The sequence below is a fragment of the Breoghania sp. L-A4 genome (genome assembly GCF_003432385.1).
Taxonomy (GTDB): Bacteria; Pseudomonadota; Alphaproteobacteria; order Rhizobiales; family Stappiaceae; genus Breoghania.
The window spans coordinates 1,539,424-1,565,167 of record NZ_CP031841.1 but is presented as its reverse complement, the minus strand read 5'-3'; the positions used below and the strand labels follow the sequence as shown (position 1 = coordinate 1,565,167).

Sequence of the window (25,744 nt, the reverse complement as noted above, 5' to 3'; positions counted from 1 at the left end):
AGCGCAGTCTCACAGGCAAGATGCCGCCCCGGATCATGTCCGGGGCGGCCGATTGCTAACTCGCCGGGCGCGTGCGGAAGACAATGACCGCGAAGAGGACCGTTGAGGCCAGCAGGATCAGCGAGCCGATGGCGGCCACCGGCTCGGCTTCCGTGGTGCCGGCATAGATCAGCGCGATGCCGGTGATGATCATCACGAACCCCGTCTGCGCGGACCAGAAATGCAGACGCGGCAGCCACCCTTCCGCCGCCTCGCGGAAGCGGTCGTAGTAGAGCCCGAACAAGGCGAAGCTCACCCAGCCGATCAGATTGATATGGGCATGCGTGACATGCTGGTCGTGATTGTGCGAGGACGCCATATGCACGCCCAGCGACATGCCGATGATCGCGTAGACAACGGCGCTTTTGAAAAACCAGCCGGAAATTCCCGACATTTTGCCCCCCTTTTTCCCTGCCCACACGCACCACGCTGAAATCGACTGGCGCAGGTGCGGCCTCAAGATTCTCCGTCCGAACGCATACGGGCAGGCGCCGAAACGCTACCGCAGCGCCGCGTTACACACAACGGCGAAGGATCCGTGGCCACACGGAGGCGGCAACCGGCCCGCTTTGCCGAAATCAGTGGTTGATGGATACCCGGCACGGGTTTCACAATGCCGCCCAAACTGGTATTTGAAACTCCGCTCATGCCATCCGAGACACAACACTCCATGCAGATGAACCTTGTTTGCGCCGCGTTCATGGCGCTCCTCACCGCAGGCTGCGTCACCTCGTCGGACACTGGCTCGTCGTCTTCCGCCATGCCTGATCAGAGCCTGCTGCGCATCACCGCGCAATCCGCGGGCACGCTGACCGCCGAGACCCCCTATTCGACCAAGGCCATCGAAGCGGTGCATGAGGGTTTCACCACCCAACCGATCCAGATCGCGGTGGAGGACCACACCCTGTGGACCATCGGCGCCTTTTACGAAGGCTTCCAGATGCTGCAGGTGATCAAGGGCAAGGATGGCAAGATCGGCCAGGTGCACGGCGTTTCGCCGCATCTGACGGGTCCGAACGGCGAACGCATCGGCATGAGCTTCGCACAGGTAGGCATGGCGCGAGGCGACTGCCGCGTCGGCACCAACCTGTGGCGTGGAATGGCGGTCTGCCCCGCGCGCGGCGCGGACAACATCACGCTGGTCTTCGCCATTCCGGGATACGCCGGCCCCTTCGACCAGATGCCGCCCCCGAGCAGCTTGCCGACGCGGCGCTGCAGCGGATCATCTGGACGCCGGCGAGCTAGAGCGTTTCCTTGTTAAATGGAACCATTCTGCGGAGATGAATTTTGTCGAGGATCAAGAGGATTGGCGAAGGGCATATCGCGGATATGGCCGAGACGGGCCTCGCCGATAATCGGGAAAATTCATCCCGCCCAAAGGGTTGGTCGAAACCGGCCGTCCGCCGCGTCAACGGCCTCCGCCGTAGCATGGGCTACGCCGTTCGCCCGTTTCCTCGCGGATCGAACCGGTTTGGACCAACAGAATTGATTCCATTTAACAAGGAAACGCTCTAGGCTGTAGTGACAATTTAATCATTTGAGCCAGAGCATTATGCTGGCGAGTTTGACGAAGCCTAGGAAGTTGGCGGCAAGCTTGTCGTAGCGGGTTGCGATGCGGCGCCACTGCTTGAGCTTAGCGAAGAAGCCCTCAATGCCCCACCGGTTCTTGTAGGCAATCTTGTCGTAGTCGTGCTGGTATCTGCGATGCCGGCGCGGCGGGATGACCGGCTCGCCGCCCTGTTCGAGAATGAGGTCGTATAGCCGGTCGGCATCATAGGCGCGGTCGGCGATCACCTGTGTCACCGCCAAGCCCTCGATCAGCTCGCAAGCGGGCGCCATGTCGTTCTGCTGACCCGGTCCCAGCTCGAAGCGCACCGGCAGACCGAGCGCGTCTACGACGGCGTGCAGCTTGGTGCCGAAGCCGCCGCGGGAGCGGCCGAGAGCCTGGGTTTCAGGCCCCCCTTTTACGCCGCGCTCCGGCGGCCTGCGCCTGGGCGCGGATGACGGTGGCATCGATCGACAGCCATTCCATGTCCGGATCGCTCGCGATCGCCTCGAACAAACGGTCGAACACACCCGCCTCGATCCAGCGGTAGTAGCGCCGCTTGGCGGTCTGGTAGGGGCCGAAGCGATCCTCCGGCAGATCCCGCCAGCGCGCTCCGGAACGCGCCAGCCACAAAATCGCATCGAAGAAGCGTCGGCCGTCGCTGCGCGGGCCGCGCTTGCCCTTCAGGCCGCCCGGAACAAACGGCCTGATCTGCTCCCATTGATCGTCGCGTAGAACTTCGCCTTCCAAAGCCGACCTCCAAAAGTCAGCCTTGAATCTGATTTGCGCCTCAAAGGGAATCCCCCAGTGACGTTAAATTGTCACTACAGCCTAGATGTGAGCTTTCAACAGGTTGTCCATTCGGACCTGACCGAGGAGACTGGAGTTACCACGCTTCAGCACGCATCGGAGGGTCCGAATGAACATCCACAAGAATGCCCGCCTGACACCGTTGCGTCGAGGGGAGATGGCCCAAGCGGTCATTGAAGGTCGTCTTTCCCGGGCCCAGGCGGCGCGGGTCTATGGCGTGTCGGCCAAGATCGTTGCCCGGTGGGCCGAACGCTACAGGGCGGAAGGCCCGGCCGGCATGGTCGACCGCTCCTCTCGGCCAGGCCGGATGCCCAGCGCAACCGATCCGCTCCTCTGTGAACGCATCATCGCCCTGCGCCGTCAGCGCTGGACAGGTAAGCACATCGCTCGGGAGGTCGGCGTGTCACCGGCCACCGTCAGCCGGGCGCTGCGGCGGGCAGGCCTCTCCCGGCTCAAGGACCTCGATCCGGCCGAACCGGTGCGCCGCTATGAACGCCAGCATCCGGGCGAGTTGATCCACATCGACATCAAGAAACTCGGTCGGTTCGACCGCGTCGGCCACCGCATCACCGGCGATCGCACCGGCCAGTCCAACAGCCGCGGTGTCGGCTGGGAGTTTGTCCATGTCTGCATCGACGATGCCTCGCGCATCGCCTTCAGCCAGATCTTGCCCGACGAGAAGAAACACAGTGCGGTCGCTTTCCTGCGCGCCGCGCTCGCCTATTACGAGAGCCTGGGCGTCACCGTCACCCGCGTCATGACCGACAATGGCGCCTGCTACAAATCGAAAGCCTTCGCAAAAGCCTGCCGCGATCTCGGCCTCAAGCACATCCGCACCCGACCCTACACGCCCAAGACAAACGGCAAGGCCGAACGCTTCATACAGACCGCGTTGCGGGAATGGGCCTATGCCATCGCCTACCCAACGTCACGCCATCGCGCAGCCGAACTGCCGATCTGGCTACACCGCTACAATTGGCACCGGCCACATGGCAGCCTAAAATCCAAAACACCGATCAGTCGACTCGATCTAACCGAGGACAACCTCTTGAGGCTCCACATCTAGCTGCCCTCAGGTGTCGCCGGCCGGCATATTGCCGGGACAGCAAAGCCCGGACGCATTATCCTTGCCGCAACGGTCGATCCGAGCCGTCCGGTGGAGAGTGGGCAATGTCCCCGAGACGCGATCCTACGTGGAGCGACCCGCCACAGATCAGCGCCCTGCGGCTGGCGCTGATCTTCGCCTTGGTGCTCGCCGCAATCCTGGTCCAGGCTTTTTCGCCCATCCTCGTGCTGCTGAGCGCGCTGGCCCTCGCATTTGCCGCCGGCGGCTGACGCGGCGCACGACGCCGTGCGTGACCGCCGCCGGCGGGCCCGGCGAACTACCAGCCGCGACGATGATGCCGACGGAAATCCCAAGGACTCACCTTGCCATCGCTGTCGCCATCGGCCTGTTCAAACCGCGCTTTGGCCGCATCCATGAACTCCTGCTTGGTGACCTTGCCGTCGTCGTCCGCGTCCATGGCGCCGAAGCGATCCTGCTTGGCCTCCTGCCGGCTTGCCTGACGAGCCTGGTTCCAGCCGTATTGCGGCCCCATACGCACGGCCATGAATTCCTCAAGCGTCAGCGCCCCGTCATCATCCGCGTCCATGGCGGTAAAAACATCCTCGGCGGCGGAGGCCGCCTCATCGGCGCTGATGATTCCGTCCCCATCGGCGTCGACCACAGCGAAGCGATGCATGCCGCGCTGGCCGTAACCCGGGCCCATCATGCCGTAGCCCGGGCCCATCATGCCGTAGCCCGGGCCCATCATGCCGTAGCCCGGGCCCATCATGCCGTAGCCCGGGCCCATCATGCCGTAGCCCGGGCCCATCATGCCGTAGCCCTGGCCCATCATTCCGTAGCCCTGGCCCATGCCGTAGCCCGGCATCATCGGCTGTTGTCCGGGCATCACCGGCTGTTGTCCCATCCCATATCCCTGGCCGTAGCCGGGACCGCTCATTTGCGCGCTCACCATGCCCGAGGCTGCCACGAGCAGCACCGCGGCGCCGATCAGAGGTTTAACAAACGTCATTTCCTTGCTCCTCATATTGTCCCCCGTGGCCTCCGTTCCGAAGCCTGCTGAAGTCTAGGAGGTTCGGAAATCCGGCGGAATGACGCAGATCAACACCCTCGTTTGTGATCCGTCCGTCCGGCGGCGCGCGGCCGGGAGCGGCCCGGTGGCAGCCGTTCAGCTTCGAACACGCATCCTCAAGGTGACCTGGCGGCCGCTTTGCGCTATGCGGGATGTATGGTCAAGACAACCGATTCCGCCCGCATCGCTGACCTCGCCGCCGGCATCCGCGCGGGCGCACGCGCCAAACTGGCGCGGGCCATCACACTGGTTGAATCCAGAAAGCCCGCCCACCGCGAGATGGCCGAAGCCCTGCTGCAGGAATTGCTGCCCGATACCGGCGGCGCCCGGCGCATCGGCATCACCGGCGTACCCGGCGTCGGCAAGTCGACCACCATCGACACGCTGGGCTCCAATCTGACCGCGAAAGGCCACAAGGTGGCCGTGCTGGCTGTCGATCCCTCCTCCAGCCGCACCGGAGGCTCGATCCTCGGCGACAAGACGCGCATGGCGCAACTGGCTATCGACCCCAACGCCTTCATCCGGCCCTCGCCCTCCTCCGGCACATTGGGGGGCGTGGCGGCCAAGACGCGCGAAACCATGCTTCTGTGCGAGGCGGCAGGCTTCGACGTGGTGCTGGTGGAAACCGTCGGCATCGGCCAGTCCGAGATCACCGTCGCCGAAATGGTGGATTTCTTTCTCGTTCTCATGCTGCCGGGCGCGGGCGACGAATTGCAGGGCATCAAGAAGGGCGTGCTGGAAATCGCCGACATGATCGCCGTCAACAAGGCCGATGGCGAGGGCGCCACGCGTGCGCGCGCCGCCGCGGCCGAATACCGCGCCGCCTTGCACATCCTCGCGCCGCGCAGCGCCGTGTGGACGCCGCCCGTCGTCACCATCTCCGGTCTCGCCAACGAGGGGCTGGATACGATGTGGACGCAGATCGAGATGCATCGCGAGAAGACGACGGCAAGCGGCGATTTCCAGAAGGTCCGCGCCACCCAGAAGGTCGCCTGGATGTGGTCGATGCTTGAAGACCGCATGATGCAGGCGCTGCGCAACAACCCTGCTGTCGGCGCCCGCCTGCCCGAACTCGAGGCGTCGGTGCGCGACGGCCGGCTCTCCGCCTCGCGCGCCGTCGGCCAGATCGCCAAGCTGATGGGATTGTAGGATGGGCACGCAGCCGAAGACCCTGCTGGTCACCGGCTTCGGCGCCTTTCCCGGCGTGCCGGCGAACCCCACCGAGGCGCTGATCGCAAATCTCGCCGCCGGGGATCCCCTGGCCGGCGCCGGCATCGAGATGCGCTGCCATCTGCTCCCCGTCACCTGGGCAATGCTCGAGGCCGAACTGCCGGCGCTCTATGGAGCCCACCGCCCCGATGCCGTGGTGCATTTTGGCGTCGCCGCGCGGCGCGCCATGGTGTGCATCGAGAGCCGGGCCCGCAACGCGGCCAGTGGCCTCGACGCCGCCGGGTGCTGCCGCCCCGGCCACAGCCTTCTGGCTCCCGGCGGCCCCCTGGCCCGATCCTCGACCCTGCCGACAGGCAGGCTCGTCTCCGCTGTCGAGGCATGCGGCGTGCGTGCCCGCGTTTCACGCGACGCGGGCGCCTATCTGTGCAACGCCACGTTATGGACCAGCCTTGCGCAGGGCATTCCGTCGGTCTTCATGCACATGCCGCTGCCGGGCGCCGGCGATCCTGCCGACACGCGGCCCGACGCGGAAGGCCAGGCCCGCGCCGCACGCGCGGTCCTGGCGACCGTGAGCGCGCATCTAAACCGCTGAGCCGTCAGGCTTCCAGCTCCGCGCGATGTTCATGCAGGAAATGACGCAGGGCGGCGAACAACACCTTGGCATGGGCCCAGTCACCGCGCGCGCGGGCGTCGCGAATATCGTCCTCGATCATCCGGCGGATGTGATCGGCGCCATGATGCCTGTGCAGCAGATAGTTGCCCAGGGCGGCCGCGGCCATTTCGGGCAAATGTTCATGCTCGGCCAGCGCCAGGATTTCCTCCTCATCCAGCCCACTCAGCGCAATGCAGTCCTCCAGCGAAATCATGCGCTCCTCCCACCTCCCGTTGGTGCATGTTCCAAGCATGGCCGATCTGACCAGCGCCCACCTTGAGCGGTGTCAAATCAGTGCCAATCCGCTACACAGGAAACGGCATCCCGATTGCACCCCGTGTCGCGGGTGAGACCTGTTTCTGGAGGACACCATGAACCGCCGCGCCTTTCTGTTCGCCGGCGCCGCGATGTTCGCAGCCCCTGCCCGCGCGTTCGCCACCGGCGCCGGAGCCATCTCCGCCACCGATCTCGGCATCCTTGCGGACAGCAGCGACGATCAAAGCGCCGCCCTTCAGCGCGCCATCGACCATGCGGCATCCGAGCGGGTGCCGCTGTATCTGCCGCCAGGGCGCTACGCGGCCGCCAATTTGCGGCTTCCGTCGCACGCACGGCTCACCGGCGTTCCGGGCGCCAGCACGATCGCCTACAGCGGCGCGCCGGGACAATTGCTTCGTTGCGACGGCGGTGCGTTCATCGCGCTCGACGGCCTGACGCTTGACGGCGGCGGACTGCCCGTGACCGGGTCCAACACCGGCCTCGGGTATCTCGCCCATGTCGAGAGGCTGGCGATCGACGATTGCACGATCACCGCGAGTGGCGCCTCCGGCCTGTCGCTGCTCGGCTGCGCGGGCCATATCGAGCGCTGCACGATCTCGGGCGCGGCCGAAGCCGGCATCTTCAGTCTCGATGGCGCCGGCATGAGCCTGGCTCAAAACACCATCACGGACTGCGCCAACGGCGGCATTCTGGTGTTTCGCAGCGAGGACGGCGAGGATGGCACGCTCATCATGCGCAACCGTATCGAGCGCATCGGCGCGGCCGGCGGCGGTTCGGGCCAGAACGGCAACGGCATCAACGTCTATCGCGGCAACGGCGTGCTGATCGCCGACAACCGCATGGCCGACTGCGCGTTCACCGCCGTGCGCGTCAATTCGGGATCCAACGTCCAGGTGAGCGCCAATTCCTGCCTGCGTTCGGGCGAGACCGCAATCTTCGTCGAGTTCGGCTTCCAGGGCGCGGTGGTCTCCGGCAATCTCGTCGACGGGGCGGCTACCGGCATCTCGATTTCCAATTTCGACCAGGACGGCCGGCTGGCCACCTGTCACGGCAACGTGGTGCGCAACCTGAAAACGACGATCCCCTATGACGATCCCTCGCAAGGCGCCGGCATCGGCATCGCGGTGGAAGCCGACACGGCGGTGACCGGCAACGTCATCGAGAACGCCCCCACCTTCGGCATCAACCTCGGCTGGGGACCGTTCTTGCGCAACGTGTCGGCCACGGGCAACGTCATCCGCCAGGCCGGCACCGGCATCGGCGTGTCGGTCGCCGAGGGCGCCGGCTCGGCGGTGATCGCCAACAACGTCATCTCGCAGGCCGAACGCGGCGCCATCATCGGCTACCGCTGGCGCGACGCGGCGACTGGAGACCTCGCGGTCACCCCGGAAGACTGGCCGCATCTGACCGTCACCGGCAACCGGGTCGACTGACCGCCGCTCCGTGGCGCACTATCCGGCAGCGGCCGCCCGGCGCCCCTCGAGCCACACACTCAGGCGCTCGAGCGCGCCGTCGATGACGTCGTCACGCTTGCAGAAGCAGAAGCGCACGAACTGGGTCGGTGCATCGCTCACGTAGAAGGCGGAGACCGGCACCGCCGCCACGCCCGCCTCGACCGTCAGCCGCCGGCAGATCTCCACGTCATTGTCGCCGATACCGAGGCCAGAGACGTCGCAGGTGACAAAATAGGTGCCCTCGCACGGCATCACGTCAAAGCCGAGAGCCGACAGTCCGTCCGCGATCCGGTCGCGCTTGGCCTGAAGCTCCCCGAAAGACCTATGAAATAGCTGTCTTCCTTGGCGAGCCCGAAGGCGACCGCCTTCTGCAGATTGGGCGGCGTGGTGAAGGTGACGAACTGGTGCGCCTTGGCGATCGGCTCCAGCAGCGCGGGCGCGGCGGTGATGTAGCCCACCTTCCAGCCGGTCAGCGAAAACGTCTTGCCGGCCGAGCCGATGCGCACGCAGCGCTCGCGCATGCCGTCAAACCCCATCAGCGGCTGGTGCTTGCGGCCGTCGAACAAAAGGTGCTCGTAAACCTCGTCGCAGATGGCGTAGGCATCGTGCTGGACGCAAAGCCGCGCGATGCCGGCGAGCTCAGTCTCGGTGAAAACCTTGGCGGCGGGATTCATCGGATTGTTGAGCAGAATCGCCTTGGTCTTCGGCGAAAACGCGGCCGCCAGCGCCTCAAGATCCAGCCGCCATTCCGGCGGGGTCACGCGCACCCGAACCGGCGTTGCGCCCGCGCGCTTGACCAGCGGCAGGTAGCAATCATAGAGCGGCTCGATGAGGATCACCTCGTCGCCGGGCTCGACCAGCGCCATCAGGCTATCGGCCAGCGCCTCGGTGGCGCCCGAGGTCACCATCACCTCGCGCTGCCAGTCGACATCGAGATCGTAGAAACGCTTGTTGGCCTCGGCGACCTGCCGGCGAAGTTCCGGAACGCCCAGCATCGGCGGATACTGGTTCGGCCCCTCGATCAGCGAGTCGGCCGCCACGCGGCGCACATCCTCGGGTCCGTCCACGTCGGGAAAGCCCTGGCCGAGGTTGATCGCGCCGTGCTCGATCGCCAGCCGCGACATGGTCTCGAACACGGTGGTGGCCAAGCCGGTGAAAATGGAATTGGTGGGTTTCATGTTGCCGCCTCCGCCCAAGAGGAGCGGACTATAGGCACGACCCCGGCCGCCGGCAAAGCGAAAATCGACGGTTCACCTGTCGCCGCGTCCGTCCGCGATTGCTCGTCGAGATTTCCGGCGTCGGCCGACACGGGCCTTCCCGGACAACTCCAGGAAGCGCACCGGACGGAAGCAGATCTGATCACGCCGGGCCGCATCGCCGACCATCCGATTTGACGTATCGGATGCCGGATCGACGGTGACGCTTCAATCCCATGCAGGCAACGGGGTGACCGCCCTGCCGGCAACCCGGCTCCGGATTCGGTTGCGGCGCCATTGTGTAACGCGCGCGTCTGAGCTTGGAACGCAGTTGGTGCTGTGGAACGCTGCCGACGATGTGGCGGCGCATATGGACTTATCAATATCGGATATCTATCGTCGTCACTCCTCACGGGAGCCTGGGGCAGACGCTCCTTACCCGGACCATCTTTGCATGTGGGTGCATCGCCAACCTATCGGGAGATCGCTCGTTGAAATTGCTGATGACGCTGCTGGTTCGCGACGAAAGCGATATCATCCGCGAAAACATCGAGTATCATTTGGCGCACGGTGTTGATTATATAATCGCCACCGACAATGGGTCGATGGACGGCACCCGCGACGTCCTGGCGGAATACGAGCGCCGGGGCGTAGTGCGCGTCATCGACGAGCCGGAGCATACGTTCGCGCAAGCACAGTGGGTTACGCGGATGGCCCATATGGCGCGCGACGATTTCGGCGCGGATTGGATCCTGAACAACGATGCCGACGAATTCTGGATGCCTCCGAGTGGCAACCTGAAGGACTGTCTGGTCTCGACGGCGGCGAATGTCCTCGTCTGCCGTCGTCGCAACATGGTCTATGCCTATGACGATGAGGCATCAGGCCCCTGGCACCAGCGCATCGTTCACCGGATCGCGACGCCCCATCCGATGGAATTCCGCGCCGACCCTCTGCACGACGTGCTGCCCTGCCCGCTCTACTATCAAAATATCGCGCCCAAAGTCATGACTCGCGCCACGGGGCTGGTTGCCGTGACGCAGGGCAATCATTCCGCAAGGTATGAGGGACGAGCGGCGCGCGAAGAATCCGAAATCGCCATCTATCACTTCCCCGTTCGATCGGTCGATCTGTTCCACGAAAAGATTCTCAAGGGCGGCGCGGCCTATGCGGCGAACCCGCCCGTTCACGAAGGCGTGGGATGGCATTGGCGGCGCTGGCACCGGATGATCCTTGAGGACAAGTTCGATCAGGTGCTGGAGGAAGTGCTCCCCAGCGCTGCACGGCTCAGGGCGGACGAGGCGTCCGCAACCGTGATTCGGGACTTCACGATACAAACGTATTTTCGCGCCAACAGCCTTGTCGCAGGCTAGTGCCAGCGAGGATATCCGCGCGCACCCACCCCCCCCATCCTGACTACCCTCAGGCCGAACAAGCGTTCCGATCAAGAAACACACGAGGACGAGACAAGCAGCCATGATCGATGACCTGATAATCGACGCAGGCATGCACAAGGGGGAGGACGCTGAATACTACCTCAAAAAAGGTTTTCGCGTCGTTGGCATCGAGGCCAATCCGGAGCTTTGCGCGTTCGCGCAAGATCGCCTGAAAGGCTTTCTCGATTCCGGGCAGTTGACGATCCTCAATGTGGCGATTGTCAAAGATCCCGGACCGACCACCTTTTATGTGAGCAGCAAATCCACCGTCTGGGGAACAACCAAGAAAAACTGGGTCGAACGGAATGAGCGGATGGGCTCCAAGGCCCACGAAATCATCGTCGACGGCGTTCCGTTTTCGCAAATATTGGAAACCTATGGCGTCCCCTACTATCTCAAGATCGACATCGAGGGCAGCGATATCCTGTGCCTCGAAGGGCTTCTGGGCAGCCCGACAACACCCAAGTATATTTCAATAGAATCGACCAAGACATCCTGGAAGGAGCTCAAATACGAGTTCGACCTGTTCGAGCGGCTTGGATACTCGCACTTCAAAGTGGTCCGGCAATCGGATATCAGCGATCAACGCTGCCCAAATCCTCCGCGCGAAGGCAAATATGTCGATCATGCGTTCGAGAGCGAGTCTTCCGGTTTGTTTGGCGAGGAGGCGCCCGGAATCTGGTTGTCCAGGAGAATAGCGCTCCTCGTATACTTCAAGATTTACATAAAATACTTTCTTTTTGGCAATTATGGCGTTATTCCCAATCTGCATAAACGTATACACAATTGGCCGCGATTGCGCAGGCTCGTACACCCATCTTGGTACGACACCCACGCCAAGCAATCGGCCCACCGCGCGGCGATATCAGGGTACGATCGCACACAGGGCGAAGGCGCATCGTGACAATCGATTGCCTCCATCGGCGGCAGGCTGCCGGCGTCAGATCAGTTTCGTGGAATGAGGGATAAGCATGCGCTTTTGTATTGTCGGGTCCGGGCGTTGTGGCACGTCCCTGCTGCGACGGACGCTTGACAGCCACCCCGATGTATTCGTCCATCGCGAGACACATTGGTTTCCCAGGATGTATGAATACGCCGGCATGGGCAAATGCTCACCCGCTGAATTGGCTCACATATTTCTGAAAACAACGCACACCACTGGCGCCCCGGTGGTCCCGTTGAGCCAAGATGAGCTCGACGACATTTTCAGGGACAAGGACGACATCACGGTACGCGAATTTTGCGATGGCGTCGGCTACCACATGGCCCGCCTCGAGAACAAATCGATATGGGCCGACAAGACGCCAGACTACGGCTTCTTCATGCAACAGATACAGACCGTCTGGCCGCAATGCAAGTTTCTGCATATCATAAGAAACGGACTGAATGTCGCTCTTTCAATGTCGAAGCATCCCGGATTTCAATGGATTGTGACGTCTGGTGAGGCGACGTGGTGCTCAGCCGCATTCAACAACTACTACTCGGTCATTGAAGCGACGCCGCAGCCCCTCTCGGGATATCTCAACAGGTGGCAACATGCCATCCGCCGGACCCGCGATGAGGCGACACGGATTCCTGCCAGCAACTACACGGAAATCTTTTACGAAGATCTCATTGCCGATCCGGGCACAGCACTGGAAGGCATTTCCGATTTTGTCGGAATATCCAGGGATGCGGACTGGCTTTCCACCTTGGAGGCAATGATCAATCCAACGAAGCGGTCAACAGCTCTCGACCACTCGTTGCTGGAAGGAGCCCCCCAAAGGCCATCGCACTGATGCATGAATTGGGCTATCTGTAGCGGCAAGAAGACAACGCGCAATGTTGGACGACTGGAATACCGGACTATAACACCCTATGACGCCATCCGCTTCCAACAAACTCGCGTTGATCATGTGTGTCTGCAATGAAGCCGAAGTCATTGCCGATCATCTGAGATATCACCATCATCAGGGCGTCTCGAAGGCCTATGTATTCCTGGATCATTGCACCGACGGCACCAGGGATGTGCTGGCGTCTTTTCCCTGGGTGGACGCTATCGAACACTCCCGGCCGGCAGAGTGCCCGGGATTGCCGGAGCATCAGAAAGACTGCGCGGCGCAGGCATTGGAGCTGGCGCGGGCGGATGGCTTCGAGTGGCTCATCCATATCGACCCTGATGAATATGCATGGGCCGACAATGCCGGCGCGACCCTGCGTGAGAGAGGCAATCTGTTGACCTTGCTCGAGCGCGCGAGGCCAGATACGGAACTGATCCATCTTCGGCCCAAAGAGGTCATTCCGACGCGGGAAGCCGGAGACCGCCCGTTCTGGCACCAGGTATATTTCCAGGAACGCAACCAGACCTTCGAGCGAGACATTCTGGACCCGACGACGGGGCAGATTCGGCGGCTGGAGAAATGGGCGGGCCACAGGATTGGCAAGTCCATCGTCCGCACGGCATGCGACATCGAGCCGCGCGATGCTCACAGCTGGATCCGCCGTCGCCAGGAGCACGACACCGCTCCGGCACAACTGGTGACCGAATCTCTCGGATTTCACTATCATTTTGTGTTCATGGGCCCCATCCGCTGGCTGGAAAAATACCGGAAACTAGCTTGGGAACCGGATACCTGGATTACCGGCAACAAGGTTCCCTTCCCCAAACAGGCGTGGAAGGATGCGTCGCAGGTTTTTTCTCAGCGCGACGCGGAAGAATATTACGAGCGCTGGATCGTGGTCGACAACGACATCGTGGAACAGCGCGTCAGCGCTGGCTGTGCTGTGCGGGAAACCACCGTCAGAGATACGATGCTGTCCTTGAATTCCATATGACTGTCTCGACCAGCCACCGTGTCACAGCACAACACCGAACGTGGATCTCCTTGGTAAATGAAAACGTATTGCATTAAAGAGAATTATTCGTGCAACCTTGAGCCGACGAATCCAATGTATTCCGAGGAATCGTCTCTTATCTACCAAAAATCGGTATATGAATACGTTAAATCATTTATAGAACTTGAAGAACCGTCTTCAATTCTTGATGTCGGGTGCGGGCTTGGTTACAAGTTGGAGAAATATATTCTTCCAACAGGCATCGGTATTACGGGTGTCGACCAGGCGGAAACGATCGAGCTTTGCCGAAAGCGCAATCAGACCATTCACTGGGTCGAGGACGATATCGAACAGCCTCACGCTGACCTGGGATCTCGATTTAACTTGGTCATCAGCGCCGATGTGATCGAACATCTGTTCGATCCTGATTGCCTGATAGATTATATCAGGAAATGGGCGGCCCCTGGCGCGCATATTGTTCTATCCACGCCGGAACGCGACTTGCGCCGCGGGCCAGCGGACATGGGCCCGCCAGCCAACCGCTCGCATGTCAGGGAGTGGAATGAGGCAGAGTTCAAAGAATACCTGACTGAGCAGCGTCTCGACATAGTCGATTATCGTATCGTGGAGTTGCGCGAGGGAATAAGCACCTGCCAGCTCGCCAGATGCACCGTGAAACGATAGCCCTCCCAAAGCCTCCGAAGCTTACAATACGAAAACCGCACCGGAGGCCTGACGGGTCATTTCTGAAATACTTGGAAAACTCACAAGAAAACCGATGGCCGTTCGGTGATGGTCGTTGGCGTCGACTTTTGTCTCCGATCTCGCGATCCGGGCATGGAGGTGCACAATATGACTATACGCCCTTTCCAGCTCATCCAGATGCCGGCTGCCGCGCCATCCGGACGACGCGCCCGCCGAAACGGTCAACGGACCTTTCTGGGCCGGATTCGGGGAGCCTCACCGCGCCATGCCGGACGCGCCATTCATGGCCGCACGACCCAATTCAGGCGCCCTCCGGAAAACCCGGTGCGGCTCAAGCGACTTTGTTCTACGGCCGCAAGATGCGGTTTCCTCGCAAATTGAGCCCTTGCCGCTCAGACCGGCCTTCTTTACAGACACACGTGGGCTCGTTTTCAAGGAGGCGTTCGCGTGGGGATTCTTGGCCTGATTGCGCCGGCGCTCCAGGCCATTCCGACAACGGACCTCTATTTTCTCAATGCCTGCCGTCCCTATGTCCGCAAGCTGCCATTTGGCTTCGGTCACGCCCCGATTGAGCGTGCTGGCGCCAACAGTTTCATTTGCGGCCGGAATGCCGTTGTCTGTCGGCGCGACGCGCCCGCGGTGGTCGACGCGATCCTGCGCGATCCGGATTTGCGGCTGAGCTATGTGATCGACGACGATCTGGCCGTCGCCGAGCGCGATTCCTCATTGCCGCCGGACTATCGCGACAGGCTGAAGGCCCTGCGCGATGGCCAGCACAAGGCACTGGTCGAGCGCGCCGAGACGATTGTCGTCTGCTCGGAGCATCTGGCGCGGACGTATGACGCAATGGGCAAGGCGACGCAGGTTCTCGATCCCTTTTGGGCCGAGCCTCTCGCGGGCGCGGAGCATTTCGCGCGCATTGAGGCGGGCGGTCCCATCGATGTCGCCTACCTGGGATCGGTGACGCACGGCGCGGACCGGGCCTTCATCTTCGACGTCATGGCGCGCCTGCTCGCGCGTGATCCCCGGGTTCGGATGACGCTGATATCCTCCAAGCCCGTGGGCAACGCGCTCGACACGCACCCCCGCGTACGGCGGCTGAGGCCGCAGCCATGGTGGCTGTACCGGCAGAGCCTGAAGCGCCGGCGCTACCACCTGGCGCTCTATCCGATGCTGGACGTGCCGTTCAATCAGGGCCGCTCGCTCAACAAGCTGATCGAACACGCGGTCCTCGGCGCTCCAGGCATCTTCAGCGCGGACTGGGACTATGCCCATCATGTGGCGGACGGCATAACCGGCATGCTGGCGGAGAACACAGTCGATGCCTGGGTCGCGGCCACAGAGAAGGCGCTGGGAGATGTCCACTCGCTGCACCGGATGCAGCTTGCCGCGCGCGCGTACGCGCAGACGCTCAACGATCCGCGGGCGCAGCGGCGATTCTGGAGCGATCGTCTGGAGTTCGAGGCCGGATAGGTTTGTCGTTTCAGACCCTGCTCAGGCGACTGTCTCGGCAATCAGCCGCCTGATCACCTGATCCACGCTGTCGCGCCACGGCGGCAGGCGGATTCCGAAATCCACTTCCAGCTTGGCGCAATCGAGCCGTGAATTGGCGGGCCGGCCCGCCTTGGTGGGAAACTCCCGTGTCGGAATCGGCTCAACGCGGACCGGCGGTTCGCCGAGGCTGTTCGCAACCTCGAAGATGGCTTGAGCGAATGTGTACCAGCTGGTTGCACCGGTCGCGTTCAAGGCACCCTGCGGATCGGAGCCCGCGAGATGGTAGATGCCGCCGCGATCATCCGCCCGGTCACGGTCGAGCCGTTGCGCCACATCCAGCAGCGCGTCCGCGATGTCGAGCGCCGAGGTCGGCGAGCCGTACTGGTCGTCGACGACGCTCACGCAATCGCGATCGCGCCCCAGGCGCAGCATGGTCTTGACGAAGTTGCGCCCAAACGGGCTGTAGACCCATGCGGTGCGGAAGATCAGAGCGCCCGGGTGTGCCGTCCGCACGGCCTCTTCGCCGGCGAGCTTGCTCTTGCCATAGACCCCGATCGGGTTGACCGGATCGCTCTCCACATAAGGAGCCGGCTTGGTGCCGTCATAGACGTAATCTGTGGAAAGATGCAGCAGGGGAAGGCCGCGGCGGGCGGCGGCCTCGGCCAGCCTGCCCGCGCCCCGTGCGTTCACCGCAAACGCAGCCTCTGCATTGTCTTCCGCGTCGTCCACCGCCGTATAGGCGGCGGCGTTGATCACGATTGTCGGCCGGAACACGTCGGCTTGCGCGGGCAGGTCGTGGAACGACGCCAGATCGCAGTCCGCCCGCCCAAGCGCCAGCAGCGGCAATCCGCGCGCTTGCGCCCGTTCCGCCAGCGACCGTGCGACCTGACCGTTCCTCCCGATCACGAGAAGCCTCACGCTCATATTGGGCCTTTCCCGTCAGCTCTTGAGCAGTCCCAGGCGCTCACCCGCGTAGCGCCCGTCGCGCAGCGGTCGCCACCATGATTCCTGCTCAAGATACCACAGGACGGTCTTCTCCAGCCCCGTCTCGAAGGTCTCCTGCGCCCGCCAGCCAACCTCGCGTTCGGTCTTGGTCGCGTCGATGGCGTAGCGCGCATCATGTCCGGGCCGGTCATCGACAAAAGTGATCAGATCGGCATACGGGTGGTTCTTTGGCGCATGCGCGTCGAGCAGCCCACAAATCCGCTCCACCACTTGAAGATTGCTGCGCTCGTTGCGCCCGCCGACGTTGTATTTCTCACCCACCCGTCCCTTGCTGAGGAGCAGGTACAACGCGCGCGCATGATCCTCGACATAGAGCCAGTCGCGCACGTTGGAGCCGTCGCCATAGATCGGCAACGGCCGGCCTTCGAGTGCGTTGAGCACCACCAGCGGGATCAGTTTCTCGGGAAAGTGATAGGGGCCGTAGTTGTTGGAGCAGTTGGAGACGATCACGGGTAGGCCGTAGGTCCGCCCCCAGGCGATTGCCAGATGATCGGAGGCGGCCTTTGAGGCTGAATAGGGCGAGGACGGATCGTAGGGCGTGTCTTCGTGAAAAAGTCCCTCGCTCCCCAGGGACCCGTAGACCTCGTCCGTGGAAACGTGCAGGAAGCGGAAAGCGTCGCGCCGCGCGCCGTCAAGGCTCTCCCAGTAACCCCGCGCCGCTTCCAGGAGCTGGTAGGTACCAACGATGTTCGTATCGATGAAGTCCGCCGCGCCGGTGATCGAGCGGTCCACATGGCTTTCCGCCGCCAGATGCATCACGGCGTCGGGCGCATGGCGGGCGAAGATCGCGTCCATGGCCGCGCGATCCGTTATGTCGGCGCGTTCGAACCGGTAGTTCGCGTCCGTCTCGATCGATGACAGCGAGGCGAGATTGGCGGCATAGGTCAGCTTGTCGACATTGACCACGCTGAGCCCGCGTTCGCTCACCAGATAGCGGCAGACCGCCGAGCCGATGAACCCGGCGCCGCCGGTGACGAGGATCTTCATCGCCGCTCCCGTTGTTGTGCTGCCCGCAGCCGCTGACCGGCGTTCAGGAATTTTTCCCGAATGTGAAATAGGCGGGCAGGTCGTGCAAGCGCGGATGCGCCCGGTCCTTTTCCGAGAGAATCGCATCGCCTGGAGCGACCGGCCACTCGATGCCCAGGGCCGGATCATCGAAAGCCAGGCCGAAGTCACACTCAGGCGCGTAGTAGTCCGTGACCTTGTAGAGAAACTCCACGTTGTCGCTCAGAGTGCAGAAGGCGTGCGCCAGTCCCGGCGGTACCCAGAGCTGCTTCCAGTTCTCCGCCGACAGTTCCACCGCCACATGTTGGCCGAATGTGGGCGAGCCGTGGCGGATATCGACGACGACATCCAGGGCCGCGCCGCGCGTGACTCGCACCAGCTTGCCTTGCGCGTGCGGCGGGCTCTGGAAATGCAGGCCACGGATGACGCCGCGCCGGGTGGAGAGCGAGTGGTTGTCCTGAACGAACTCCGCCTCGATACCGGCCTCGCGGAAGCGCTCGCGGTTGTAGACCTCGGAGAAGAATCCGCGCGCGTCGGCGTGCTTGGCGGGAGTCACGGCGACCACGCCGGGGATCATGAACTCTTCGACGATCACTGAGTTTTCAGCCTTCCTGGGTACAGTCCGCTATGTGTTTTCGTTGCGGCGCGCGCACCATGCACGATTGCCGTGGAGGTCACAAATCGATCTGTGGACCGTCCGGCTCCTGATCGACGACCGTCTGCAGATAGTCACCATAGCTGTTGCGGAATGCGGCGGCGAGGGCAAGCACCTCGGCGCGGCTGATCAGCCCCAGACGCCAGGCGATCTCCTCGGGACAGGCAATCTTGTAGCCCTGCCGGGATTCCACCGTCTGCACGAAATTGGCCGCCGCCAGCAAGCTGTCCACGGTTCCCGTGTCGAGCCAGGCGGTGCCGCGCTGCAGCTTGATGACGTTGAGATCTCCGCGGCGCATGTAGACCTCGTTGATCGAGGTGATTTCCAGCTCGCCGCGTTCGGACGGCTTGATCGAGCGGGCGATATCGACCACGTCACCGTCATAGAAATACAGCCCCGTGACCGCGAGGTTGCTCTTCGGCTTGTCCGGCTTTTCCTGCAGCGAAATCGCCTTGCCCGCGGCGTTCATTTCGACGACGCCGAAGGCGCGCGGATCGGCGACCGGATAAGCGAAAACGCTGGCGCCGCGTTTCAGCCCCGCCGCGTCGATCAGCGTTTTGGTGAAGCCCGCGCCATAAAAGATATTGTCGCCCAGCGCCAGCGCGCACGGATCACCCCCGATGAAATCCGCGCCGATCACAAAGGCCTGGGCGAGGCCGTCGGGGCTTGGCTGCTCGGCATAGGAGAGCGTGAGCCCCCAATGCGCGCCGTCGCCCAGCAGCCCTTCGTAAAGCGGCAGCGCCTGCGGCGTGGAGATGATCAGGATCTCGCGGATTCCCGCCAGCATCAATGTCGACAGGGGATAATAGATCATCGGTTTGTCGTAGACCGGGAGCAATTGCTTGGAGATGATCTGGGTCACCGGATTGAGCCGCGTGCCCATGCCGCCGGCGAGAATGATGCCTTTCATGAGGGAGGTCCCAGTCTGTTATAAAATGTCTATATATATATATATGTGGGGGTGTGTACCGTACCGCGAACCGCAGTTTTTCAGAGAAAAATATTCGAGAAAATGTTTGTTGCAAGCATCGCAACCCGCATCCTTGTTTGCTGTTTCGGCCGCTTGATTTGATAGCCTTGCGCAGCTACACATTTCATCGATCCCGGCCTTGGCTTGATGTTTGAGGCAGGGTCTGTGACCGTCATTTCTTTCAGGTGCGGCTCGGCCGAGCGGACCATCCTCACTGTGATTACGCGGTTCGACAAGGAACGAGATGTCGGCGACGATGAAAGTCATCATTCACATCGGTGCGACGAAGACCGGATCCTCGGCCCTTCAGCATTACCTTCATAAGAACTCCTCACGCCTGGCTCAAGATGGCGTCTGCTATCCGAACGTCGGGATCGCGTCGGGCGCGCAGCATCTCATCGCCGCCGCACTGCATCCGTCCGCGTTTCGCATGCATTCCAACGACCTGCCCGATCCCCTGCCCGAGCGCTTGGTCAGGTTTCGGGGCATGATGACGCAGGCATTGGCGGCAGCGCGATCCACCAATGCGCATACGCTGCTGCTCAGCTCGGAATATCTGTGGGGTGAATTTCCCGACTCGTTCTTTGCAAGCTGGATGGAAAGCCTCGCCGGCTGCGACGTCTCCATCTACGCTGTCTTGCGCCGGCCGGATCAATGGCTTCAGTCATCCTACCTGCAGGCCTTAAAATCCGGCCAGGATCGCGATTTCGGACCCTGGCTGGATGCGATCCTGGAGTCGTCTCGCGGCGCGAACTACGCCAGCGTGCTGAAAGGCTGGAAGACCGGGATTGGCGACGGTGAGATCCACCTGTGCAGCTACGAGGATCAACTCGCGCGCAACGCAGTGTTTTCCGACATTCTGAAATTCGTCGGAGTATCGAAAAAGAGAGTGCCCGCACCGCCCGCCGGACGGATCAATCCCTCGCCTTCCGAAGACGCCATGAAGCTGATGCTGGAAGTGAACAAGAGCAATCTCCCCGACAGCACGAAGGGCAAGGTGCGGCAAATGATCATGGCTATGATGCCGCAGCGCGAAGTCGGCACGCCGCTGAATTTTCTCGATGCGGCGATGCGAGCCCGGATTGATGCCTATTACAATCCGATCGTGACCGAGGTCATCGACACGTTTTGCGTGGAAAAGACCGGTTTTATGAGCAAGTATCGGTCGGGTGCGTTCGAATCCTGAACGCCTCGACGTCTCCGGCCAGCACCTCAGATCGAAGGGTTTCCCGTTTTGACCACAAACCGTTTTCGCCGCACGCGCGTCCTCGTAACGGGCGGCGCCGGCTTCGTTGGGTCACACCTGTGCGAACGCCTTCTGGCGGATGGCGCCGAGGTGTTGTGTCTCGACAATTTCTACACGGGCCGGCGGGAAACGGTAGCGCATCTGCTCGACAATCCGCGTTTCGAGCTGATGCGGCACGACGTCACTTTCCCGGTCTACGTCGAGGTCGACCGGATCTTCAATCTGGCCTGCCCGGCGAGCCCAATTCACTACCAGAAAGACCCGGTCCAAACTCTCAAGACGTCGGTGCACGGCTCGATCAATATGCTGGGCCTGGCCAAGCGCCTGCGCGCGCGTATTCTTCAGGCCTCGACGTCGGAGGTCTACGGGGACCCGATCGAGCATCCTCAGAAGGAGAGCTACTGGGGCAATGTGAACCCGATCGGGACCCGCGCCTGCTACGACGAAGGCAAGCGCGCTGCCGAAACGCTGTTCATGGACTACCATCGCCAGCACAAGCTGTCGGTGCGGGTCGCGCGCATCTTCAACACCTACGGCCCGCGCATGCATCCCAACGATGGCCGTGTGGTGTCGAACTTCATCGTTCAGGCGCTGGAGGGTGAACCGATCACCCTGTACGGCGATGGCAGTCAGACCCGCTCGTTCTGCTACGTCGACGACCTGGTCGAGGGTTTGGTGCGGCTGATGGACCATCCGGACGATGACATCGGCCCGGTCAATCTCGGCAATCCAGGCGAGTTCTCAATGCGCGAACTGGCGGAGAAGGTCATCACGCTGACCGGCAGTTCCTCAAGACTTGTACATCGTCCGTTGCCCGAGGATGATCCGAAGAGACGATCACCGGACATTGACAGGGCGAAGGCGCTCCTCGGCTGGTCACCAAAGGTCGATCTGGAGGCCGGTCTGGAAAAGGCAATCGCGTGGTTCAAGAGGCTTCGAGAAGGTGAAGCGTAGCTTGGTCGACAGACTTGCCACGACCGTTATGGCGAAATTCGGCAATGGTCCGAGAGGTGCCTATGCGGTGCAGGGGGATCGCCTCACAGGCTGGGCCGTCGGTTCCGATCGTGACATGCCTGCGCGGGTCGCGGTCTATATGGACGATCTCGAACTTTGCGTCCTGAACGCGGTGCTGCCGCGACCCGACGTCGCCCGGAAACTTGGCTTCGCGTCGGACCGCTGCGGCTTCGACTACACGATTCCCGACCATTTCATCGGCCCCCTGCAGCATTCGCTCCGCCTGGAGATCCTGCCCGAACGAGTGGTGCTGGCGGGCCCACCGTCCAAGGTAAGCTTCGACGTCTCGACCCTGCTCACAACCGAAAAGATGGTGCCGCTCGCAGCTCTGGCGCGTCCGGCGGAGCCGTCGGGCAACGGCGCACCGGCTCGCCCTGCCAGCCGCTGGCTGGCACCGGCGATCGAGAACCTTGCGCAGATCGCGACGGGCGCGCACGCGCCGTTCTTGCAGGCGGTAACGGCGCCGACGGAGATCCCGATCGAGGATCGCGCCGAGGTCAGTCGGGTGGCGTCGGTCATGGTGGTGCGCAACGGGCCGGTCGTCGCGCTCGGCCGCGGGTCCGTTGAGGAATATTGCGAGAACTCGCTGCGCGTCCATCAGCGCTGGATCACCCGCGCGATGCGGGGCGGCCGCCAGGCCTATGTGGAGCGGCCGACGCTGGTGGTGCAGCGCAAGGGCATCGACAACTACTATCACTGGATGACGGAGTTCCTGCCGAAGATCCTGGCGAGCCGCTGGGACGGGCCCGCCCGACCCGTCGACATCACGACGTTCGGAAACGCCTTCATCCCTTCCTCGATTGATTATCTCGGCTTGTCATCGCAGGTCGGCACGATTCACGAGGCCGACGCCCTGGTGCTCGCCGACGCCTATCTGCCGCAGTTCAACCGCAAGCTCACACCGCGTGACACGCGCATCGACGGATATTTCTTCGAGCTGCGCGACCTCATCGAGGCGCGTGCCGCGTCCGCGCCGCGCGCGCCGGGCCGCGGCCGGGCGATCTTCGTCGATCGCGGCGACGCAGGCACCCGGCGGCTGCTCAACCGCGAGGCGCTGCTTGCCGAGCTCAAGCGGCACGACATCGAGCCGGTGCTCATGTCCGGCCGCACGATCGCCGAGCAGGCCGAGATCTTCGCCGGCGCGGACGCCATCGTCGGCATTCACGGCGCCGCGCTGACCAATCTCATGTTCGCCCGGAAAGGGACGAAGGTGCTGGAAATCATTCCGGCCGCGCTGGTGCCGCGCATCCGTTGCTACATGGATCTCAGCGCTGTCGGCGGGCTGGGCTATTCGGCTTATATCGAGGAGAATGAAATGCTCGAGCGAGAGAATTTCAATCTCGACGTGGAGCGCTTCACGCGCTGTCTGGAGGAATTCCTCGAACCGGCGCGCTGCTGAACGCCATCCGCTACAGCCAGGCATGACCCTGAAATTGAGCCCCCTGCCCGGCGCGGCCAACGGCTATCCCAACGGAATAACGGTCGCAGATCGCGGGACCGGCGACGCAATTCGGCCGCAACGGCCGATGTCCTATTGGTCCGGAGCCGGGTCGGCCATGGCCGTCATCGTGTCCCTCAGCGCCGCGGCGATCGCGGCCGGGTCATCGCTGCTCGCAATCGGGATGATGCGGGCGCGCTCGTAGTCGGCCAGCCGCTCGGCAGGCGCGCCGATGTCAAAGGCGACGATCGGCATGCTCAGCGCCATCAGTTCCGCCGTGACGTAGGAAAAGGTCTCTGGCCAGATCGAGGGGAGCAGGCAGACGTTTATGTTGTGCGCCTCCAGCAGGTTCGGCAGCTTTGAGGGGTCATAACGACCGGTAACCGTGAGATTGCCGAGGGCGCATGCCTCGTTCAGAACACCAATGACGGTGATATGAGCGCGCGGATCAGAGCTGCGCAGATGCCGGGCCAGGTTGACGACGACCGTCGCCCCCTTTTGGTAGCTGATCCCGCCGATGACGCCGATGCGCAGCACGTCAGGACTGCCGATGCGCGGCGGCCGGTCGAACGTCAGCGACAGGACATGAGGCTGCACGGTGACCTTCGGTGCGACGTGCGGATAGGCTTCGAGCAGATGCGTTCGACTGTCCCGCGAAAAGCAAACGACCTCGTCGGCGGCTTCGAAAAACTGACCCCAGCCCTCGCGCCACTGGTCGATCGTTTGGGCTTGCGGGTTGCTGGCATAGGGGTTGTGCGGCAGGCAAGCGCGACAGGTGGCCAGATCGGGGATGCCGCAGAAAATCCCGTCCTTGTTCAAAAGGGTGTAGGCGGGGCACACGGGGTAGAAGTCGTGCATCGCGATGCGCATCCGCGCCGTGTGGCGTTGCTTGAGCCGGATCGCGAAGGCCACCAGATCCAGCGGCGCGCCATGGCTGACAAGGTTGTTGTAGAAGATCTCGCCAACGGCGACATGATCGTCGATGAGCCTGTCGATCTCGTCGAGCGAGTGGGTCACCAGATCAAACCGGCTGTCGTCCAGGTACAGGCGCAGCGCGAACCCGCCGGCCGCTGTGCCGCGAAGATTGTGCAGCAAGAGCACGGCCTGGCCGGCCGCGGTGCGCTCGTGAATCAGGCGGTCACGATAGTGCGTGGCGCCACCGCCGAGATCGTGGTCAATCACCAGCACCGGGGCCGCGCCGCGGCGCGCGCCGGCGATCAGCAGCGCAGCGATCGTACGGGACTGCAGCGGCGGATCGCTCTTGACAAATGCGTCCACCGCGGCCGCGTAACCAGGGTGGCGGTCCTGCACGCGGCGCAGGTTCTTCTGGCGCAGACGCTGGCGTGTCTCGCCTTCGAATGAGCCGCCATGCTCGTGTTGCACGAACAGGTTCTCGACCAGGACGTTACGGTGACCAGCCGCAACGGCGCGCAGGCACCAATCGTTCTCCTCGCCATAGCCAAGGCCGAAGGCCTCAGCATCAAACGGGCCGATTTTCCGCCAAACATCACGGTTGACGCCCATGCAGAAGCCGATGGCTGTCGGCAGTTCGATCGGCTGGACCGGGGGGCGGATCCGGCCGAACGCCGCATCCACGCTCTCAACGCTTTCCCCGCGCAGCATCCTGTTGTCATGGCAGAAATCCGGGAAGCTGCAAATGGTGGCGGCGTTGGAGAAGGGTGTCGTGGAGGCGATGGTGCGATCGCGCCCGATCGGCGCCATCAGCCGTTCCAGCCAGCCCGGCGGCACAATCGTGTCGGCGTTGAGCAACACGAAATCGTTCGATGCGTGCTCCACGGCGCGGTTGACGGAGCGCACGAAGCCGAGATTGACCTCGTTGCGGAGCAGAAGCGGATTGTCGAAGCCGTCAAGCAGTCGTTCGAGCAGCGGTTCGATCCTGGGATCCGGGCTGGCATCGTGAATGACGAGCAGACGAAAGGGCGTCGACGTATTGCGGCGCAGGCTGTCGAACAGCGGCTTGAGATGGTCGAAGCCATTGTATACGGGCACGATGACATCGATGGGCGCGTCGAGAGGGGCGAATGACGCCGGTTCGGCGATCCGCTCGAGTGTGGCGGCGAGAGGGACCGATTTGTGCGGTGGCGAGCCGCTGTCGAGCAGCCCGAAGATTTCGCGTCGGAGGCGGCGAAAGTCGCCGCGCAGTATCCAGCCGGCGGCGAGCCGGATGTTGCCGGCGTCAAGTTCGGCCCACACGGCTTTCGCCAGAGACCACCAGGCCACCGGGGCGCGGCGCACGCGCGCGGTGACAGTGTGTTTGCGGCCGTCGGAGGCGGTGAAGACGAGCTGCACACTGCGGCTGCGGAAGGCGGGCACCGGCATGCTTGCGGTGAAGCCGCAATACTGGCTTTGGGCAGAAGGGAGGATATCGCGCACGTCACCGCGTGCGAGCCCGTATTCGACCGAGAGAAGCCTGCTGTCGCGCCGCGGATCGCGTCCGAGCACGACACCATCCACGGCGGCCATGGCGGCGTCCTCGAAGAACGCCCAGCCGCGGACTGTCAGCGTCGTCGGGCTTGTATGGCACCGGTCGACACAGGCATGAAGCCGAGGCGCCACACTGAAGCGGTTCAAGCGATTGCGGCCGTTCGCCGCGCGCTTGCGAAACAAGTCGAAACGGCGGAGCATTTCTGAGACGGCTCTGGACCCGGACAGAGTCATGCTTG

Annotated in this window: 24 protein-coding genes and 1 pseudogene; 15 read left to right on the top strand and 10 right to left on the bottom strand. The window is 62.9% G+C overall.

Features of this window, described 5'->3' with window-relative positions; genetic code table 11:
* Nucleotides 1-55: 55 nt before the first annotated feature.
* Nucleotides 56-433, bottom strand: a complete 378-nt coding sequence (locus tag D1F64_RS07265; RefSeq protein ID WP_117411886.1) for a hypothetical protein — start codon at nt 431-433, stop codon at nt 56-58.
* A 276-nt stretch (nt 434-709) separates the two neighbouring features.
* Between D1F64_RS07265 and D1F64_RS07260 the strand changes: the two genes are divergently transcribed.
* On the top strand, nt 710-1,300 hold the full coding sequence (locus D1F64_RS07260) for a DUF1131 family protein (RefSeq protein ID WP_205470687.1): 591 nt from the start codon (nt 710-712) through the stop codon (nt 1,298-1,300).
* Between the two features lie 272 nt (nt 1,301-1,572).
* On the opposite strand, the gene D1F64_RS07255 is transcribed toward D1F64_RS07260, so the two are convergent.
* Nucleotides 1,573-2,335, bottom strand: a protein-coding gene (locus D1F64_RS07255; protein ID WP_117411885.1) for an IS5 family transposase whose coding sequence is annotated in 2 segments (ribosomal slippage) — nt 1,573-2,005 and nt 2,004-2,335 — 765 coding nt in all. Because the reading frame shifts where the segments join, the coding sequence is not laid out codon by codon here.
* A gap of 169 nt (nt 2,336-2,504) precedes the next feature.
* Between D1F64_RS07255 and D1F64_RS07250 the strand changes: the two genes are divergently transcribed.
* Both D1F64_RS07250 and D1F64_RS23195 read left to right on the top strand, forming a co-directional pair.
* Nucleotides 2,505-3,461 (top strand): IS481 family transposase, encoded by a 957-nt coding sequence (locus D1F64_RS07250; protein ID WP_117411175.1) that lies wholly within the window; start codon nt 2,505-2,507, stop codon nt 3,459-3,461.
* A 104-nt stretch (nt 3,462-3,565) separates the two neighbouring features.
* Nucleotides 3,566-3,730 carry a hypothetical protein gene (locus D1F64_RS23195; RefSeq protein ID WP_162901386.1) on the top strand — a complete coding sequence of 55 codons (165 nt, stop codon included), beginning with the start codon at nt 3,566-3,568 and terminating at the stop codon, nt 3,728-3,730.
* A 47-nt stretch (nt 3,731-3,777) separates the two neighbouring features.
* On the opposite strand, the gene D1F64_RS07245 is transcribed toward D1F64_RS23195, so the two are convergent.
* On the bottom strand, nt 3,778-4,470 hold the full coding sequence (locus D1F64_RS07245) for an EF-hand domain-containing protein (RefSeq protein WP_205470686.1): 693 nt from the start codon (nt 4,468-4,470) through the stop codon (nt 3,778-3,780).
* A gap of 216 nt (nt 4,471-4,686) precedes the next feature.
* On the opposite strand from D1F64_RS07245, the gene meaB reads away from it, so the two are divergent.
* On the top strand, nt 4,687-5,679 hold the full coding sequence (gene meaB, locus D1F64_RS07240; RefSeq protein WP_117411883.1) for a methylmalonyl Co-A mutase-associated GTPase MeaB: 993 nt from the start codon (nt 4,687-4,689) through the stop codon (nt 5,677-5,679).
* Nucleotide 5,680: 1 nt separating this feature from the next.
* Nucleotides 5,681-6,292 (top strand): peptidase C15, encoded by a 612-nt coding sequence (locus D1F64_RS07235; protein ID WP_117411882.1) that lies wholly within the window; start codon nt 5,681-5,683, stop codon nt 6,290-6,292.
* 4 nt (nt 6,293-6,296) lie between these two features.
* On the opposite strand, the gene D1F64_RS07230 is transcribed toward D1F64_RS07235, so the two are convergent.
* Nucleotides 6,297-6,566 carry a hypothetical protein gene (locus D1F64_RS07230; RefSeq protein ID WP_117411881.1) on the bottom strand — a complete coding sequence of 90 codons (270 nt, stop codon included), beginning with the start codon at nt 6,564-6,566 and terminating at the stop codon, nt 6,297-6,299.
* A gap of 157 nt (nt 6,567-6,723) precedes the next feature.
* On the opposite strand from D1F64_RS07230, the gene D1F64_RS07225 reads away from it, so the two are divergent.
* Entirely contained in the window at nt 6,724-8,061 is a 1,338-nt protein-coding gene (locus tag D1F64_RS07225; protein WP_117411880.1) for a TIGR03808 family TAT-translocated repetitive protein, read from the top strand.
* An 18-nt stretch (nt 8,062-8,079) separates the two neighbouring features.
* Here D1F64_RS07225 and D1F64_RS07220 read toward each other — a convergent pair.
* Nucleotides 8,080-9,260, bottom strand: a pseudogene (locus D1F64_RS07220) (aminotransferase).
* A gap of 509 nt (nt 9,261-9,769) precedes the next feature.
* Here D1F64_RS07220 and D1F64_RS07215 point away from each other — a divergent pair.
* The 6 genes from D1F64_RS07215 (at nt 9,770) to D1F64_RS07190 (ending at nt 15,706) form a co-directional block, all read left to right on the top strand.
* Nucleotides 9,770-10,651 (top strand): glycosyltransferase family 2 protein, encoded by an 882-nt coding sequence (locus D1F64_RS07215; RefSeq protein ID WP_162901385.1) that lies wholly within the window; start codon nt 9,770-9,772, stop codon nt 10,649-10,651.
* Between the two features lie 103 nt (nt 10,652-10,754).
* A complete protein-coding gene (locus D1F64_RS07210) occupies nt 10,755-11,618 on the top strand; it encodes an FkbM family methyltransferase (RefSeq protein WP_117411878.1) in 864 nt (287 codons plus the stop codon).
* A 67-nt stretch (nt 11,619-11,685) separates the two neighbouring features.
* Nucleotides 11,686-12,492, top strand: coding sequence for a sulfotransferase (locus tag D1F64_RS07205; protein WP_117411877.1), 807 nt, complete (start codon nt 11,686-11,688; stop codon nt 12,490-12,492).
* A 79-nt stretch (nt 12,493-12,571) separates the two neighbouring features.
* The gene (locus tag D1F64_RS07200; RefSeq protein ID WP_117411876.1) at nt 12,572-13,528 is read left to right on the top strand and encodes a glycosyltransferase family 2 protein; all 957 of its coding nucleotides are present in this window, start codon (nt 12,572-12,574) and stop codon (nt 13,526-13,528) included.
* A 57-nt stretch (nt 13,529-13,585) separates the two neighbouring features.
* A complete protein-coding gene (locus D1F64_RS07195; RefSeq protein WP_117411875.1) occupies nt 13,586-14,212 on the top strand; it encodes a class I SAM-dependent methyltransferase in 627 nt (208 codons plus the stop codon).
* A gap of 468 nt (nt 14,213-14,680) precedes the next feature.
* Nucleotides 14,681-15,706, top strand: a complete 1,026-nt coding sequence (locus D1F64_RS07190; protein ID WP_117411874.1) for a hypothetical protein — start codon at nt 14,681-14,683, stop codon at nt 15,704-15,706.
* A gap of 21 nt (nt 15,707-15,727) precedes the next feature.
* On the opposite strand, the gene rfbD is transcribed toward D1F64_RS07190, so the two are convergent.
* The 4 genes from rfbD to rfbA form a co-directional block, all read right to left on the bottom strand.
* Nucleotides 15,728-16,651 (bottom strand): dTDP-4-dehydrorhamnose reductase, encoded by a 924-nt coding sequence (gene rfbD, locus D1F64_RS07185; RefSeq protein WP_346432306.1) that lies wholly within the window; start codon nt 16,649-16,651, stop codon nt 15,728-15,730.
* Nucleotides 16,652-16,666: 15 nt separating this feature from the next.
* Nucleotides 16,667-17,719 (bottom strand): dTDP-glucose 4,6-dehydratase, encoded by a 1,053-nt coding sequence (gene rfbB / locus D1F64_RS07180; protein ID WP_117411873.1) that lies wholly within the window; start codon nt 17,717-17,719, stop codon nt 16,667-16,669.
* A gap of 43 nt (nt 17,720-17,762) precedes the next feature.
* The gene (rfbC, locus tag D1F64_RS07175; protein WP_248304652.1) at nt 17,763-18,332 is read right to left on the bottom strand and encodes a dTDP-4-dehydrorhamnose 3,5-epimerase; all 570 of its coding nucleotides are present in this window, start codon (nt 18,330-18,332) and stop codon (nt 17,763-17,765) included.
* A 79-nt stretch (nt 18,333-18,411) separates the two neighbouring features.
* Nucleotides 18,412-19,302, bottom strand: a complete 891-nt coding sequence (rfbA, locus tag D1F64_RS07170) for a glucose-1-phosphate thymidylyltransferase RfbA (RefSeq protein ID WP_117411872.1) — start codon at nt 19,300-19,302, stop codon at nt 18,412-18,414.
* 316 nt (nt 19,303-19,618) lie between these two features.
* Here rfbA and D1F64_RS07165 point away from each other — a divergent pair, with 316 nt between their 5' ends.
* The 3 genes from D1F64_RS07165 to D1F64_RS07155 are packed head-to-tail and all read left to right on the top strand — an operon-like array spanning nt 19,619 to nt 23,021.
* Entirely contained in the window at nt 19,619-20,548 is a 930-nt protein-coding gene (locus tag D1F64_RS07165; RefSeq protein WP_162901384.1) for a histidine kinase, read from the top strand.
* 48 nt (nt 20,549-20,596) lie between these two features.
* Nucleotides 20,597-21,562: a UDP-glucuronic acid decarboxylase family protein gene (locus D1F64_RS07160; RefSeq protein ID WP_117411870.1), complete on the top strand. Its 966-nt coding sequence runs from the start codon at nt 20,597-20,599 to the stop codon at nt 21,560-21,562.
* Nucleotide 21,563: 1 nt separating this feature from the next.
* Nucleotides 21,564-23,021 (top strand): glycosyltransferase family 61 protein, encoded by a 1,458-nt coding sequence (locus D1F64_RS07155; protein ID WP_162901383.1) that lies wholly within the window; start codon nt 21,564-21,566, stop codon nt 23,019-23,021.
* Between the two features lie 132 nt (nt 23,022-23,153).
* Here the strand turns inward: D1F64_RS07155 and D1F64_RS07150 are convergent, their stop codons facing one another.
* On the bottom strand, nt 23,154-25,652 hold the full coding sequence (locus D1F64_RS07150) for a glycosyltransferase (RefSeq protein ID WP_162901382.1): 2,499 nt from the start codon (nt 25,650-25,652) through the stop codon (nt 23,154-23,156).
* Between the last annotated feature and the right edge of the window lie 92 nt (nt 25,653-25,744).